Source organism: Dermacoccus sp. PE3 (assembly GCF_001021715.1).
GTDB lineage: Bacteria > Actinomycetota > Actinomycetes > Actinomycetales > Dermatophilaceae > Dermacoccus > Dermacoccus abyssi.
In genome coordinates this window covers 299,366-314,365 of record NZ_LDCM01000002.1, presented here as the reverse complement: position 1 = coordinate 314,365, position 15,000 = coordinate 299,366, and the positions used below count along the sequence as shown (strand labels likewise).

The window sequence follows — 15,000 nt, the reverse complement described above, 5'->3', positions numbered from 1 at the left end:
ACCACCCTGACTCGAACCGGACGAAGGCTGACCACCCGGTCAGGCGAAGGGAGCCACATCTCCGTCTTCCAGACCTGCCAGCAGTGCGCGTCCGTCATCCTTCGAAGGACACCGCAAGGCCTCTCGAACGCGTGCGTAGGTACTGTCCTGAGCCAGCTGTGCCCTTAGTTGGTTGCGCTCGACATCGCCGAGCGCAATCGATGCGCTGAACGTGTCGCCGAAGTCTCCCTTAACTTCTTCGAAGGCAGCGGCCCAACGCTCTCGCATCTCGTGGTCCAAGGTGCCCTCGGGGTCGAAGTCCTCGAGCTCGATGGCGATCGCTACTCCCGCCCCGGGATACACGTCCCACGTCGCATCGACCCACGCCTGGACCATGCTCACCTCGTCCCCGGTGACGACGGACGCTACGTCGGAAACGTCCCCGCCATAGACGATCAGCCCCATGTCCGGTGCGATTCTGAAGAGCGAGGTGGAGCCGGCTCCGCTCATCATCCCCTCTTCGCTCCCCCAACGACACGATGCGAGTCCCGGCGCAACTGGGTCGCCATACTCCACGAGGAATACCGCCTGCTCGCCCTCCGAGTTCATGAAGCAGACCCGGCGCTTGTTGACGGTCACATAGCGCACGCTGTCCTGCTCGTAGTTCTCGAGGTCATCGTCGTCTTCGAACTTCGCGACCTTGAAGGTCCAGTCGTGGTCTTCCGGCTCCCCATCGTCGACCACCTCGAGCTGGCTCAGAACCTCGCTCGCCCCCGGGTGCTTGATCTCGACAACTCGATCGCTGTAGAGCCGGAACTCGTCGTCTCGGTGCGAGGCCGTCGGGGACTTTGCCCACACCAGCCCGTCAAACGTCCACTCAACAGTTGTTCCGTCCGTTGCGTGCTCCCACAGGAACGCCCGACCGTCTGCGACCCGATGCACCGTCCACTGCTTGCACTTCTTCCGGTCAAACTCCTCGGGGAGCATGAATTTTCCCTGTTTGCGTGCACCCATGTTGAATCCTCGATCTGAGTTGTCCGAGTGGCGCCCGGACCAGTCACCACATCTGCGAGAAGTAGACCAGACACCTGCCGAGAGATCTCGTGATTCGTCGGGACCAGGTCACTCCGGCCGACATTCTCGGATACCCGCAATTCGGGCGTCATCATCGCCAGGGCAGGGCACGCGCTCCCGCGTACGCGACAACCCGACTCAGCCGACCGCAAGCCCGAGCGACTGCCGCGGATCCGACATAGACTCCTGAGATCGTGCCAGCGGAGGCGCGCTGCCCAGGGGGGACCTAATGAGAAAGACTTACCTTGCTCTAGCCGGTGCAACACTGCTGAGTGTTTCTGCGTGTAGCTCGGGCGGTGACGCAACCGACGCCGCCACGACAAGTGGAACAACCCAAGCCACGAGCTCATCGACGAGTTCGACGTCGTCAACCTCCACGTCGACAACGACAACGTCATCGTCGAGCTCGACATCGTCCACGACATCCAGCAGCACGAGTTCATCGTCGGCCATGCCAGCGGGCGCGTGCACAGCCAACTCGATCAACAAGGCTCTCGCGCGACAAGGGCTGACCGACGGCCAGGGCAATGTGGCCCAATTCGGCCCTAACGTGCCCATGGATTGCAGCGGCGGGTGGTTCTCGGAGAACCCGTACCAGGTGGGCGACACGGCCGTGATCATGCGATGGAGCGGCGGGCAATGGCACCTCGTCACATCGTCCAGCATGTCCATGTGCAAGTCGCAGCTTGTGGCCGATGGTGCTCCCCAGGGCCTCGTGAAACGGCTGAGTTCGCCTGACTATCCGATCCTCGGCGACACCTGCGGAATACCGGAAAAAGCCTCGCCATACGCCGACCGGGCGAGCAGTTCCACCAGTTCCGAGTCAGTCGCCGACACCACGTGCAGGGCGGTGTCTCCACACGACCCTGCCGCATCCCTCCGGACGACACTCAGCGGGCTGACCTGTGCGGAAGCCAAGCGCGTGAGCGCCACGTATTGGGCCAAGCCTGTGACGCTCGACAACGGCAACAGCAACAATCAGAGGTTCGACGGATGGGAGTGCTACGCGCCCACCGCGGTCTCCAGTCAGGAGCAGAACATCGCCTGGACGTGTTCAGGTAATGGAAAGTCGTTCACCGTGCACAACTCTTGATCCTGAATTCGAGCTTTATCAGCGCGGCCCCAACCCTGCTACGCAGGGTTGGGGCCGCGCTGGGGTCCAGGCGTGTCGCAACACCCCCTCGTCAGCCCATGCGAGAGGATGACAGGTGCACTGTGCCCTCCCCTGGGCGTCCGCGACGTGAAGGATGATCGGTGGCCCGTTCGAAGAAGCCCGAGGTTCTCGACGACGACTTCGTCGAGAACATCATCGACATCGATGTCGAAGAGGAGATGCGCTCGGCGTTCCTCGAGTACTCCTACTCCGTCATCTACTCGCGCGCCCTGCCCGACGCACGCGACGGCCTCAAGCCGGTGCAGCGCCGCATCCTGTTCTCCATGGATGAGCTAGGCCTCATGCCGACGAAGAACCACGTCAAGTCCTCCCGCGTCGTCGGCGAGGTCATGGGTAAGTACCACCCGCACGGCGACTCGGCCATCTACGACACCCTCGTGCGCATGGCGCAGGACTTCACGATGCGCCTGCCGCTCGTCGACGGCCACGGCAACTTCGGCTCCCTCGACCAGGGCCCCGCCGCCTCCCGTTACACCGAGGCCCGCCTCGCGCCGGCCGCGCTGACGCTCACCGAGAGCCTCGACGAGAACACCGTCGACTTCGTCCCCAACTACGACGACTCCCTGCAGCAGCCGTCCGTCCTGCCGGCCGCGTTCCCCAACCTGCTCGTCAACGGCGCCAGCGGCATTGCCGTCGGCATGGCCACGAACATGCCGCCGCACAACCTCGGCGAAGTCGTCCAGGCCGCCGTTCACCTCATCAAGAACCCCGACTGCAGCCTCGACGACCTCATGCGCTTCGTCCCCGGCCCCGACCTGCCCATGGGCGGGCGCATCGTCGGCCTCGAGGGCGTGCGCGACGCGTACCTTTCCGGCCGAGGCTCCTTCCGCACCCGCGCCACCTGCAGCATCGAGAACGTCACGCCCCGCAAGAAGGGCATCGTCGTCACCGAGCTGCCCTACATGGTCGGCCCCGAAAAGGTCATCGACCGCATGCGCGACCTCGTGAGCAGCAAGAAGCTGCAAGGCATCTCCGACGTCAAGGACCTCTCGGACCGCCACCACGGCCTGCGCCTGGTCATCGAACTCAAGAACGGTTTCAACCCCGACGCCGTCCTCGAACAGCTCTACAAGCTCACGCCGATGGAGGAATCCTTCGGCATCAACAACGTAGCCCTCGTCGACGGCCAGCCGCGCACCCTCGGCCTCAAGGACCTCCTACGCGTCTACACCGACTTCCGCGTCGACGTCGTGCGCCGCCGCACCGCCTACCGCCTCGGCAAGAAGGAAGACCGCCTTCACCTCGTCGACGGTCTGCTCATCGCGATCCTCGACATCGACGAGGTCATCCAGATCATCCGCTCGTCCGACGACTCGGGCATCGCGCGCGAACGCCTCATGAAGGTGTTCGACCTCTCCGAGGCGCAGGCCACCTACATCCTCGACCTGCAGCTGCGCCGCCTAACGAAGTTCTCCCGCCTCGAGCTGGAGAAGGAAGCCGAAGAGCTGCGCAAGGAGATCGAGAAGCTGCGCGCGATCCTCGCCGACGTCAAGCTCCTGCACAAGGTCGTCTGCGACGAACTGCTCGCCATCGCCAAGGAGCACGGCACGCCGCGGCGCACCGTCCTGCTCGAGGCCTCCGGGGAGACGAAGACCGCCAAGAGCGCCACCCCGCTCGAGATCGCCGACGACCCGTGCTGGGTGCTCCTTTCCTCCACCGGCCTCGTCGCACGGACGACGAACGCGGACCCGCTCGGAACCGACGGCAACCGCCGTAAGCACGACGCCATCGTCGCCGCCGCGCGCACGAGCGCGCGCGGTGAGTTCGGCGTCGTCACCTCCACCGGACGACTCTTCCGCGTCTCCGCGCTCGAACTGCCGCACCTCGTCGACACCCACGAAGCACCCGTGCTCGACGGCGGCGCACCGCTCGCCGCATTCGTCGACCTCGCCCCCGGCGAGAAGGTGCTCACCGTGACGTCGCTGCGCACCGACTCCCCCGGCCTCGCCCTCGGCACGGCCGCCGGCGTCGTCAAGCGCGTCAACCCGGACTACGCGAACAAGCCGATCATGGAAGTGATCACGCTCAAGGGTGACGACGTCGTCGTCGGCGCCGTCGAACTGCAGACCGGCACCGAGGAACTCGTCTTCGTCACCAACGAAGCGCAGCTGCTGCACTTCAACGCCGACGGTGTGCGCCCGCAAGGCCGCACCGGCGGCGGCGTCGCCGGCATCAAGCTCGGCAAGGGCGCCCACGTCATCCACTTCGGCAGCGTCTCGCGCGACGGCGTCGTCGTCACCGGCGCCGGCCACCCGAGCTCGCCCGACGGCGAGATCACCTCGCTCAAGGTCGCGCCGTTCGCCGAGTTCCCGGCCAAGGGCCGCGCGACGGCCGGCGTGCGCGCCCACCGCTTCCTGCGTGGTGAGAACCACCTGACGTTCGCGTGGGTCGGCTCCGCGCCGGCACGTGCCGCCGACGCGACCGGCAAGGCGATCACCCTTCCGCCGGCCGACGGGAAACGCGACGGCTCCGGCGACACCGCTCCCGGGCAAATCGCGGCCATCGGCACCACGGCGCCCTACACCGACGTTCCGGCCGACGCGTCGGCGAGCGAGGTGGCGGAGCAGACGCCCGTCAGCGCAGCCGAGGAGAGCGCCGAACGCACGTTGAGCCTGTTCGACGGCGACGACGCCTGACCCGTTCGGCCCGCTCTGTGAGTGTTGGCCCGGTCTGTGACCGGCGCGGCTCAAAGGGCGGGCCAGCGGTCACATCCTGAGGCGTGGTGCCGGACGGGGGTGCGCGTCCCGATCCGGGTCGATGCCCACCTTCTCACTCGTCATGAGTAGGCCATCTGTCCTCCTGCCTCACCGTGCGCGAGTAGCTCTGCACTGCCCGACTAGGCTGAAGGCGTGACTCCATCGCTGTGCTCTGCCGACTGGGACGACTCCGCCCTACCCGCCTGGGGCAGCGCGAAAGACGCCCGCGTCATCGTCGTCGTGGAAGTCGGCGGATCGTGGGGGCGCGACGCTGTCGCCGACGCCGGGCTCAAGTCTCCGAAGGGCGCCACTCTGTACGTGGTGCGCTCCCCCGGCCGTCATGCCGAGACACCGTCACTGCAGCGCGTCATCGTGAGCGGTGGGTTCGACAACGAGCCGTGGCTTGTCACCGGAAAACTCAATGCCCCAGGGGTTTCCGCGTTCCTTTCAGGCGACGTTGTCGACGAATCCTGGTGGGCCAAGTTCGGGTTCGAGCGTTCCGACGAACCCGCGCTCCTCGTCTGCACCAACGGTGTTCGTGACACGTGCTGCGCGGTTCGCGGCCGACCGGTCGCCCAGTCGGCCTACGCGGCTGAGCCGACCCGCACGTGGGAGGTGTCGCACATCGGCGGTCACCGCTTCGCGCCGACGGCGATCCATCTGCCGAGTGGGCAGACCTTCGGCCGCCTCACGGGTGACGACGCCGCCGCTCTGGCCCACGTCGCGACAACTGACGCTCTCCCCGCCGAACTCTTCTCACGTGCCAAGCACCGCGGACGGGTGGATCTCTCCCCCGCCCAACGCGTCGCTGAGACCTGGTGGCGCGAGCAGCACCCCGACCTTCCGCTGACGCCGCCCGTCGCGATCTGTGAGGCGACGAAGACCGACGGCGGCGAGAGCGTCGAGCTGCCCGACGGCACGACGCTGCTCGTCACCACGCACAAGGGCCCAGAGCTGCGCGATTCGTGCATCAAGAACCCCAAGCCGTCGCAGTACTACGAGGGCTCGCTCGACCACGCGTGACGGTTCGGCCGGTAACGCGAGGGCTATCCCGCATCCTTGCGCCCGCCAGACCCGAGTCTGGACGTGAGAGTCACGAAGAGGCTTGCGACGCTGCCTTCCAGCCCGCGTCAGTCTGCCTTGGTCGCCCCATGAGGGGCGACCGCGTCATCTGCGGCTGACGTCTCGGGAGGCTCCTCATCCCCTCCGGGCGGACGCTCGTCGTCCCCCTCGCCCTCCACCTCGCGGCGAGCGTCACGCTCCGCAGCGCGGCGCGTCTCGTCGCTGATCTCGTAGCGACGCTTGTAGAGGTCCAGCAGCGCCATCGCCGTCGCGGCCATCGGCACACCGAGAATGCCGCCGGCGAGGCCGAACATCTGCGCACCGAGCAGCGCCGACGCGAACGACACCGCCGGGTGCACGTCGACAGCCTTCGCGCTGATGTTGGGCTCGATCGTGATGTTCTCGATCTGCTGGTAGATGATCGCGAAGACGAGGATGACCAGGCCGTTGACCGGCTTGTCGCTCGTGAGACCGACGAGCACGGGCAGCACGATCGAGATGTACGTGCCGATGTTCGGGATGAACTGCGCAATGAGGCCGGTCCACAGCCCGAGCGCCAGCCAGTACGGCATCCCGATGATCATCATGAACGTGCCGTGCACCGTCGACGAGATCGTCGCGAGAATGCACCGCGCCGCGACGTAGCCGCCGACCTTCGTGACGAAGACTTCCCACACCGTCAGCACCACGCGCTGCTGCGACGGGCGGAACAGGCCCGCGATCCACGTGCGCAGGCGCGGCATGCCCGCCGAGATGTAGCAGGTGAAGAACACGAGCACGAAGGTGTTGAACGCCGTCGAGACGATGCTCGTCACGAGCCCGAGCACGCCACCCGCCAGCTGCGACCCGTACGACGCGACCCGCTCCGGCGTCAGGGAGATCTTCGACAGCATCGTGTTGATGTCGTAGTCGGTGCCGAACCGCTCGTTCGCGTAGCGCACGAGGTCGGTGACGACGCCCGGCGCCGCCGTCACGAGCGCCTGGATCTCGGACACGAGCAGGCTGCCGAACGCGGCGAAGAAGCCGGCGATCGCCAGGCCCAGCGTCAGAACGACTAAGCCCGTCGCCAGCGCACGCGGCATGTGCTTGGCCAGCCGACGGACGGCCGGCTCCATCGCGACGGCGAGGAAGAACGCCATGAGGATGGTGAAGATAGCCGAGCCGGCGGAGTTCGAGATGAACCCGAGCGCCGCGACGACAGCCAAGGCACCGAGCACCACCCAGGTGGCCCGCCACACCGACCGCGGGTCGAGGGCGATGGTGAGGCGGGGTGAGCCCTTGTCAGGACGCCCGTCGGAGCCGTTCGTTGGCATGGTCGTTGCCCTCCCCCTCGTCACGTTGACGCGATGAGTGTTTCACGCCACCGCGGCTAGGCTGACGCCATGGCCGAGCTTCACATTGCACAAGACGAGCACGCCGACGAGATCATTTCCGAGCACCCGTTCGGGATGCTCGTCGGGATGCTCCTCGACCAGCAGATCGCCATGGAGGTTGCCTTCGCCGGCCCCGGCAAGATCTACGACCGCTTCGGCACGCTGGACCCAACCGAAATCGCCGCGATCGACCCCGACGAGTTCATCGCGCAGTGCACGACTCCCCCGGCTATCCACCGCTACGGCAAGTCGATGGCCGAGCGTGTCCAGAAGCTCGCCGCGGCCGTCCGCGACGAGTACGACGGCGACACGACGAAGATCTGGGCCACCGACGACGCGAACGAACTCCTGAAGCGCCTCAAGAACCTGCCCGGTTACGGCGACCAGAAGGCGCGCATCTTCGCATCCCTGCTCGGCAAGCAGCTGGGCGTCCAGCCCGACGGCTGGCGCGAGGCCATCGGCCCCTACGCCGAAGAGGGTTCCTTCCGCTCCGTCGCCGACGTCGTCGACCCCGACTCGTTGCTCAAGGTCCGCGAGACCAAGCGCGAGATCAAGGCCGCCAAGAAGGCCGCCGCGAAGAAGGACTGACCGCCCTACTGGCTACGTTGTGCGCTGCTGGCCGCGGCATGCCGCAGCCGAATCCGCAGAACGTTCCCGCCTGACGGGCCCGCCCATATTCATCGGACGAGGACAGCGCACACGTCACGCAGACGGCGTCCCCGACTTGCGCACACCGACGGCGAACTGCACCGTCGCGCCCTTCACCGGGGTCAGGGTCACCTTCAACCCGGGCGCGGCCGTCGTGAGGGTGTCCAGGGTTCCGGGGGCACCGTCACACTCGTACGTGCGCGAGAACGTCTGCTCGATCATGGCGCCCTCGATCGCCTCCGAGTACGACGCGGTCGCCACCAGCCCACCGCCGGTGCACGCAACCACCACTTCCATGGGTCCACCCGCCACGTCGGGGAAGTCGAGGCTCTTCCCCTCCGACGCTGTGCCCTTCTCGATCGTGCGGAAGCCCTGCGGGTGGCCCAACACGTTCTCCCGCAGCCCCGACGCCCCGGCCGCCGGCTTCGCCTGAGCGTCGTCGCCGAGCACGACCGGCTTGGGCGTCGTGTACTCCGGGTGGTCCTGATCGCGCGCCCACTCGTCCATCGAGCAGCCCGAAAGCAGCGCGGCCACGAGCGCGTTCGTCACCGTTGCAGTAACGCGAAATGAGCGGAGGGTCGCCATGAGATCTCGTTCTTCCTGGCGGCAGGCCGCACGGTGTCCGGCGGACAGCCGAATCACTTCAACGTAACGGCGTCACACGATTCGAGGAAGAGTTGCCGCCGGAGCAATCCGGTAACGAAACAGGCGTGGCGAATCCGTCAGCCGCGCAACCACACGGCCAACCCGGCGCATCCGCACGCCCAGAGCACGCTGACGAACGTGCCAATGATGAAGCGTTCCGCCACCGCCGACTTCTCACCGCTGCGCAGCTCCGGGTAGCGCCCGAGACCCTTCACGGCCAGGACGATGGCGATGGCCTCCGGCCAGTTCGCGACCAGACCCGCGAAGATCGCCAACCGTTCGAGCGCCCCGATCCATGCGCCGCCCCGCAGGATGCTCCCGGCCTGCTCGACGCCACCCGTCGCCTTGCCCGACCCAGGTTTCGGTGTCTCGGCGTTCGGCTCGGAAGGCGCCGGTAGCTGTTCGTGATCGCGCCGGCCGTCGACGAAGCGGAAGACCAGCTGCGTGACGAATCCGCCCGCCACGACAGCGAGCACACCGAAGAGCGCGACCACCAACACCGCCCGTTCGTTCATGACCTGAACGCTAACGCCCGGTACCGACAACCGGGCGAGATCAGCCCAAAGCAGCCGTCAGCGCGCGCACCGCGAGCGCCTCTCCCGCGTCGGCTTCGACGACGGCCGCGGTGCTCACTCGCTGGCTGACGGCGGACGCCGTCACGCCGAGGCGAGCCGCGACCTCCTGACGCGACAGGCCCTCGGCGACGAGGTCGGCGACCTCCCACCCGGCCGCGGTGCGGCGTCGCCAGACGAAGGCCAGCAGGTCGAGGGCGGCGCGTACGTCGTCGGCAGCGGCGCTGGCCTCGGCTCCCCCGACACGCGTCACGACGGCGAGATCCTGCGCGCCGCCCCGTGATTCGTTGACGGCGGCCCGGGCCGCGACGAACGCGGGCCCGTTCGCGGCGCGAACGTCGTCCGGCACCGGGGTGTCGACGGCCCCGATGCCAAGACCGACCCGCCACCCGCCCTCGCGGACGAAGAGACGCACGGCGCTCACGGCATCGGCCGGGTCGGCGATGAGTGCCTGGACTTCGTCACCCGCCGTGCGCGCGAAGGCACGGGACCTACCGCCGAGCGTCAGGGATTCGAGGGCTGTGAGCATGGCCGGAACACGGTCGCCCCGAGAACTGCTGCGGATCTGGTCTGCCGTGACGACGATCATCGCCCCACCGCTCGATTTAGTCATACGCCTAAAGTAGCAGCGATTAAGCCTCTGGCCTAACTCTTTGCGGCTTCAGTCGACAGCCTGTACCGACGGAACGATGGCACGAGCACGGCGATCGCCACCACGGAGACGAGCACGAGGACACCACCGATCCACGCTGCCCGACCGGCCCCGAACGCCTCGGCGCCCGCCCCGTGGACGACATCGGCGATGCGCGGCCCACCCGCGACGACGACGAGGAAGACGCCCTGCAGGCGACCGCGCACCGCGTCGGTGGCCGCCGTTTGCAGCATCGACGTGCGGAACGCCGCCGAGACCATGTCCGCCGCGCCACCGACGACGAGGGCGCCGAACGCGATCCAGAACAGGATGTCGAGCCGTCCGTTCGCGAACACCACCGCTCCACCGAAGACGACGACCGCCCCGCCCCACACGGCGACAGCGGCGAGCACCGCCACGCCGTGACGTTGAACGCGCGACGCCCACCCGGAGAACACGCCGCCGAGGACGGCGCCGACCGGAATGGCCGCGAACAACCACGCGAACGCGAACCCGCCCTCGCTCGGCCCGCCGAACGACTCGTGCGCGATCTGCGGGAACTCCGCGCGCGGCATGCCGAAGATCATCGCTGCGAGGTCGACGACGAAACTCGCCATGAGCACGGGATGGCGCGAGAGGTACCGCAGCCCGTCGACCACGGACTTGAAGCCGGCCACCGTCACCTCGCCGAGCGGACGCATCGCCGGCAGGTTGATGACGGCCCACATCGTCGCGAGCAGGCACAGCGTGTCGGCGGCGTACATCCACGAGAACCCGAGCACCGGAATGAGCGTTCCCGCGACGAGCGGCCCCGCGATGCCTCCCGCCATCGCCACCGTCATGAGGAGTGAGTTGGCCGCGGGCAGGAGCTCGGGTGGCAACAGCCTCGGCAGAGAACTCTGCAGCGCCGGCTGGTGGAGCGCGAAGAAGATCTGCTGCACCGCGAACAGGCTGAGCAGCAGCCACACGTTGATGCCGCCGACGGCGGCCTGCGCCCAGAACAGCGCGCTCGTCACGATGAGCCCGGTCGTCGTGAACATCAGGATGCGACGCCGGTCGTGCGCGTCGGCGAGCGAGCCTCCGTACAGGCCGAAGACGATGAGCGGCACGAGACCGAACAGGCCCGTCAGCCCGACATAACTCGAGTCACGCGTCTGCGCGTAGATCTGCGCGGGCACCGACACGATCGTCAGCTGCGCACCGATGACCGTGACGATGTCGGCCAGCCACAACCGCCGGAAGGCGAGAACCTTGAGCGGGCGCGTGTCCGCGAGAACGCTGCGGGCACGCGCGAGCCTGCTCGCGGTCATGCGTCGATGCGCTCCATGTCGAGCTGGTGAGCCGACGAAATGATGAAGTCCTTGCGGGGCGCCACGTCGCTGCCCATGAGCAGGTCGAACACCTGCTCCGCCGCCTCGGCGTCGGCGAGCGTCACGCGACGCAGCGTGCGGTGACGCGGATCCATCGTCGTCTCCGCGAGCTGGTCGGCGTCCATCTCACCGAGACCCTTGTAACGCTGCGGCTGCTTGAACGTGCGGCCCTTCTTCTCCCACGCGCTGACGACCGAACGCATCTCGGCCTCGGAGTAGGTGTAGATGACCTCGCCCTTGGCGCGGCCGCTCGCGTTGAGCTCGAGACGGTGCAGCGGCGGCATGGCCGCGTACACCCGACCGGCCGCGACGAGCGGGCGCATGTAGCGGAAGAACAGCGTGAGCAGCAGCGTGCGGATGTGGGCGCCGTCGACGTCGGCGTCCGTCATGAGGATGATCTTGCCGTAGCGCACCATGTCGAGATCGAAACTGCGCCCCGAGCCGCCACCGATGACCTGGATGATCGAGGCGCACTCGGCGTTCTTCAGCATGTCGCCGACCGACGCCTTCTGGACGTTGAGGATCTTGCCGCGGATCGGCAGCAGCGCCTGGTACTCCGAGTTGCGCGCGGCCATGCCGGTGCCGAGCGCCGAGTCACCCTCGACGATGAACAGCTCCGACTTCTCGCCGTCGGTGGAGCGGCAGTCCTTGAGCTTGCCCGGCAGGCTCGAGCTCTCCAGCGCCGTCTTGCGCCGCTGCGTCTCCTTGTGCTGACGCGCGCTGATGCGCGACTTCATCTCGGCGACGACCTTCTCCAGCAGGAGCGCCGACTGCGCCTTCTCGTCGCGCTTCGTCGACGTCAGGTGCGCCGTGAGCTCCTTCTCGACGACCTTCGCGACGATGGCACGCACGGCGTTCGTGCCGAGCACCTCCTTCGTCTGGCCCTCGAACTGCGGCTCCGCCAGACGCACCGTGACGACGGCCGTGAGGCCGGCGAGAACGTCGTCCTTCTCGACCTTGTCGTTACCGACCTTGAGCTTGCGCGCGTTGACCTCGAGCTGCTTCTTGAAGACCTTCATGAGGGCCTGCTCGAAGCCGGTGTTGTGCGTGCCGCCCTTCGGCGTCGCGATGATGTTGACGAAGGAACGCACCTTCGTCTCGTACCCCGTGCCCCAGCGCAGCGCGATGTCGACGCCGCACTCACGCTCGACGTCCTGGCTCGTCATGTGCCCGCTCTTCTCGTCGAGCACGGGCACCGTCTCGGTGAAGTGACCGCTGCCCTGCAGACGCCACACGTCGGTGACGGCCGCGTCGGCGGCGAGGTAGTCGGTGAACTCGCTGATGCCGCCGTCGTGGAAGAAGACCTCCTCGTGGGGTCCGTCGGCGCCCGGCGTCTCGGGCAGGCCGCGCTCGTCACGGATGACGAGGGTGAGGCCCGGCACGAGGAAGCTCGTCTGACGCGCACGCCCGATGAGCTGCTCGTAGTCGAACTGGGCGCTCTTGAGGAAGATGCTCGTGTCGGCCCAGTAGCGCACGCGCGAACCGGTGACGCCGCGCTTGGCCTTGCCGACGACCTTGAGCTCGCTGCCCGACTCGAACGGGCTGAACGGGTTGAGCGGGCTCTTGCCGTCGGCGTCGTCGAAGACGCCGGGCTCGCCGCGGCGGAAACTCATGCCGAACGTCTTGCTCGCACGGTCGACCTCGACGTCGAGACGGGCGCTCAGCGCGTTGACGACCGACGCGCCGACACCGTGCAGACCACCCGACGCGGTGTACGAACCGCCGCCGAACTTGCCGCCCGCGTGCAGCTTCGTGAAGACGACCTCGACACCCGAAAGGCCCGTGCGCGGCTCGACGTCCACGGGGATACCGCGGCCGTTGTCGCGCACCTCGACGGAGCCGTCGGGCATGAGGATGACCTCGATGCGGTCGCAGTAGCCGCCGAGCGCCTCGTCGACCGAGTTGTCGATGATCTCCCACAGGCAGTGCATGAGACCGCGCCCGTCGGTGGAACCGATGTACATGCCCGGGCGCTTGCGTACGGCCTCGAGCCCCTCGAGCACCTGGAGGTGACGAGCGGTGTAGGTCTGGTTCTCTCCTTGCGACACCTGGGAATCTCCTTGAAGTTCGCGGGGGACGCCGCAGACGGCGCACCCGTCACCGTACCCGAAAATCCGCGGGTTTCCGGGCCGCCACGCGGTGATCCGACGCTCACTCACTGCGCACCTGCGGCGTCGACCGAATCACAACGATGTGGCTCAGGAGTCGGAATTGGGCTTCTCGGGAATGTCCGCCCGTGACAGACTGTTGTCGATTCCGAGAAACGATGTTTCGGGCATCGTTCGTAGGACGCCGCTGGTGCCCTTTGAGGGCATCCCGACGAGAGGATCGATATGACCACGACGATGGAACACACGATGACGGCCGCTGACCGCTGCGATCGCTGCGGAGCCCAGGCCTTCATCAAGGCGGTCATGTCGGGTGGACTCGAACTGCGCTTCTGCGGCCACCACGGCCGCGAGCACCTCGACAAGCTCAAGGAGGTCGCCGTCGAGGTCATCGACGAGACGCCCCGCCTGAGCGAAGAGGTCTGAGCAGCACACTCCCGCTGACGCCGAACGGCCCCGGTCACCCGCCAAGGGTGCCGGGGCCGTTCGCGTGCCTGCACGCGGCGGGCTCTCTTCCTGGTCCGGCTCGTGGCCCAGCTGAGGGATGATGGCCCCATGGAACTGACGACGACGATCATCGCCGCACTCGTCATGGCGGTCGGCATCGCCGGTCTCATCGTGCCCGCGCTGCCCGGCCTTCTGCTCGTGCTGGGCGGGGTGCTCATCTGGGCGCTCGGCAACTCCGGCCCCACCGCGTGGACGGTGTTCGGCATCGCGTGCGTCCTCGCTGCGATCGGCTACGTCGTCCAGTACGTCGTGCCGGGCCGCCACCTCGGCCGGGCCGGCATCCCGAAGCGCAGCAGCCTCGTCGGAGTGATCTTCGGCGTCATCGGCTTCTTCATCATTCCGGTGATCGGCCTGCTCGTCGGCTTCGTGCTCGGCGTTTTCGTGGCCGAGATGGCCCGTCAGCGCCGCACGGACGAGGCGTGGCGCTCGACGAAGGTGGCCGTCAAGGCTGCCCTCATGTCGGTGGGAATCGAACTGCTCGCGGCGCTGATCATTGCCGTCGGATGGGCCTGCGTGGCCATTCCGATGGCTCTGTGACTGGCCTGTGACGAGGCGTCCCTACCAGCCCTGGTTCTCGCGGCGGCGACGATCCCAGCGCTCTTCGAGACGCTGCATGAAGCCGCTGTTGCTCGCGCCGCGAGCGGGCTTCGCCTTGGACTTGGCCGAGCCCGGGAATCCACCCTGGACGCTCGGGAAGCTGCGTCCGGCACCGCCCGAGCCGCCGGCGCGCTGCGCCGACGAGGAACCGACGACGTGCAGGTCAGGACGCTGGTCGGCATCCGTACCCACCGCGTAGGTGACGCCGAAGACCATGCCGAGGAAACCGATGGCGCCCAGCCAGGTCTGACGGGTGGTGACGGCGAGAACGACGAGCGCGAGACCCGCCGCGAGGGCAAGCACACCGAGCAGGACACGACGGCGACGTCGTGCGCGGTTCGGGTCGGAAACCATGGTCGACGCGAACTTCGGGTCCTCGGCGGAAAGCTGCGCCTCCAACTCTTCGAGAGCGCGCCGTTCCTGTTCTGACAACGGCATGGGAGCCTCCGGTTCGACACTCGCGGCGCATGGTGCGCCACGCATGGTGTGCTGGCATTGTCTCGTTCATTTGTAGCACTTCGGGACGTTACGCGTGGCCACCCGCGAGGGGGCGAAGAACCGACC

At 67.4% G+C, this 15,000-nt stretch carries 15 protein-coding genes; 6 read left to right on the top strand and 9 right to left on the bottom strand.

Features of this window, described 5'->3' with window-relative positions; genetic code table 11:
• Positions 1-39: 39 nt before the first annotated feature.
• Positions 40-993 carry a hypothetical protein gene (locus tag AA983_RS06890; protein ID WP_156170267.1) on the bottom strand — a complete coding sequence of 318 codons (954 nt, stop codon included), beginning with the start codon at positions 991-993 and terminating at the stop codon, positions 40-42.
• A 300-nt stretch (positions 994-1,293) separates the two neighbouring features.
• Positions 1,294-1,506: a hypothetical protein gene (locus AA983_RS15480; protein ID WP_156170264.1), complete on the bottom strand. Its 213-nt coding sequence runs from the start codon at positions 1,504-1,506 to the stop codon at positions 1,294-1,296.
• Between AA983_RS15480 and AA983_RS15475 the strand changes: the two genes are divergently transcribed.
• The 3 genes from AA983_RS15475 (at position 1,505) to AA983_RS14785 (ending at position 5,946) form a co-directional block, all read left to right on the top strand.
• Positions 1,505-2,146, top strand: a complete 642-nt coding sequence (locus tag AA983_RS15475) for a hypothetical protein (RefSeq protein WP_129663161.1) — start codon at positions 1,505-1,507, stop codon at positions 2,144-2,146. The genes AA983_RS15480 and AA983_RS15475 overlap by 2 nt on opposite strands.
• Positions 2,147-2,307: 161 nt before the next feature.
• Positions 2,308-4,863, top strand: a complete 2,556-nt coding sequence (locus tag AA983_RS06875) for a DNA topoisomerase (ATP-hydrolyzing) subunit A (protein ID WP_047311495.1) — start codon at positions 2,308-2,310, stop codon at positions 4,861-4,863.
• A gap of 213 nt (positions 4,864-5,076) precedes the next feature.
• Positions 5,077-5,946 carry a sucrase ferredoxin gene (locus tag AA983_RS14785; protein ID WP_052946960.1) on the top strand — a complete coding sequence of 290 codons (870 nt, stop codon included), beginning with the start codon at positions 5,077-5,079 and terminating at the stop codon, positions 5,944-5,946.
• 107 nt (positions 5,947-6,053) lie between these two features.
• Here the strand turns inward: AA983_RS14785 and AA983_RS06865 are convergent, their stop codons facing one another.
• A complete protein-coding gene (locus tag AA983_RS06865; protein WP_047311494.1) occupies positions 6,054-7,298 on the bottom strand; it encodes an AI-2E family transporter in 1,245 nt (414 codons plus the stop codon).
• Between the two features lie 69 nt (positions 7,299-7,367).
• Here AA983_RS06865 and AA983_RS06860 point away from each other — a divergent pair, with 69 nt between their 5' ends.
• Positions 7,368-7,946, top strand: coding sequence for an HhH-GPD-type base excision DNA repair protein (locus tag AA983_RS06860; RefSeq protein ID WP_047311493.1), 579 nt, complete (start codon positions 7,368-7,370; stop codon positions 7,944-7,946).
• Positions 7,947-8,060: 114 nt separating this feature from the next.
• Here the strand turns inward: AA983_RS06860 and AA983_RS06855 are convergent, their stop codons facing one another.
• The 5 genes from AA983_RS06855 to AA983_RS06835 all read right to left on the bottom strand — a co-directional run bounded on the left by AA983_RS06855 (position 8,061) and on the right by AA983_RS06835 (position 13,272).
• Entirely contained in the window at positions 8,061-8,591 is a 531-nt protein-coding gene (locus AA983_RS06855) for a hypothetical protein (protein ID WP_156170261.1), read from the bottom strand.
• 137 nt (positions 8,592-8,728) lie between these two features.
• Entirely contained in the window at positions 8,729-9,166 is a 438-nt protein-coding gene (locus tag AA983_RS14780; RefSeq protein ID WP_225911213.1) for a hypothetical protein, read from the bottom strand.
• 40 nt (positions 9,167-9,206) lie between these two features.
• A complete protein-coding gene (locus AA983_RS06845; RefSeq protein WP_129663149.1) occupies positions 9,207-9,836 on the bottom strand; it encodes a SatD family protein in 630 nt (209 codons plus the stop codon).
• A gap of 32 nt (positions 9,837-9,868) precedes the next feature.
• On the bottom strand, positions 9,869-11,164 hold the full coding sequence (locus AA983_RS06840) for an MFS transporter (RefSeq protein WP_047311490.1): 1,296 nt from the start codon (positions 11,162-11,164) through the stop codon (positions 9,869-9,871).
• Complete coding sequence (locus AA983_RS06835; RefSeq protein ID WP_047311489.1) at positions 11,161-13,272, bottom strand: type IIA DNA topoisomerase subunit B; 2,112 nt, start codon at positions 13,270-13,272, stop codon at positions 11,161-11,163. Before AA983_RS06835 ends, AA983_RS06840 begins: the two co-directional genes overlap by 4 nt.
• 285 nt (positions 13,273-13,557) lie before the next feature.
• Here AA983_RS06835 and AA983_RS06830 point away from each other — a divergent pair, with 285 nt between their 5' ends.
• Together AA983_RS06830 and AA983_RS06825 are read left to right on the top strand one after the other, a co-directional pair.
• On the top strand, positions 13,558-13,758 hold the full coding sequence (locus AA983_RS06830; protein ID WP_082128775.1) for a hypothetical protein: 201 nt from the start codon (positions 13,558-13,560) through the stop codon (positions 13,756-13,758).
• Positions 13,759-13,887: 129 nt separating this feature from the next.
• On the top strand, positions 13,888-14,376 hold the full coding sequence (locus tag AA983_RS06825; RefSeq protein WP_047311487.1) for a DUF456 domain-containing protein: 489 nt from the start codon (positions 13,888-13,890) through the stop codon (positions 14,374-14,376).
• Positions 14,377-14,397: 21 nt separating this feature from the next.
• Here the strand turns inward: AA983_RS06825 and AA983_RS06820 are convergent, their stop codons facing one another.
• Positions 14,398-14,874, bottom strand: coding sequence for a DUF3040 domain-containing protein (locus AA983_RS06820; protein WP_047311486.1), 477 nt, complete (start codon positions 14,872-14,874; stop codon positions 14,398-14,400).
• Positions 14,875-15,000 lie beyond the last annotated feature (126 nt).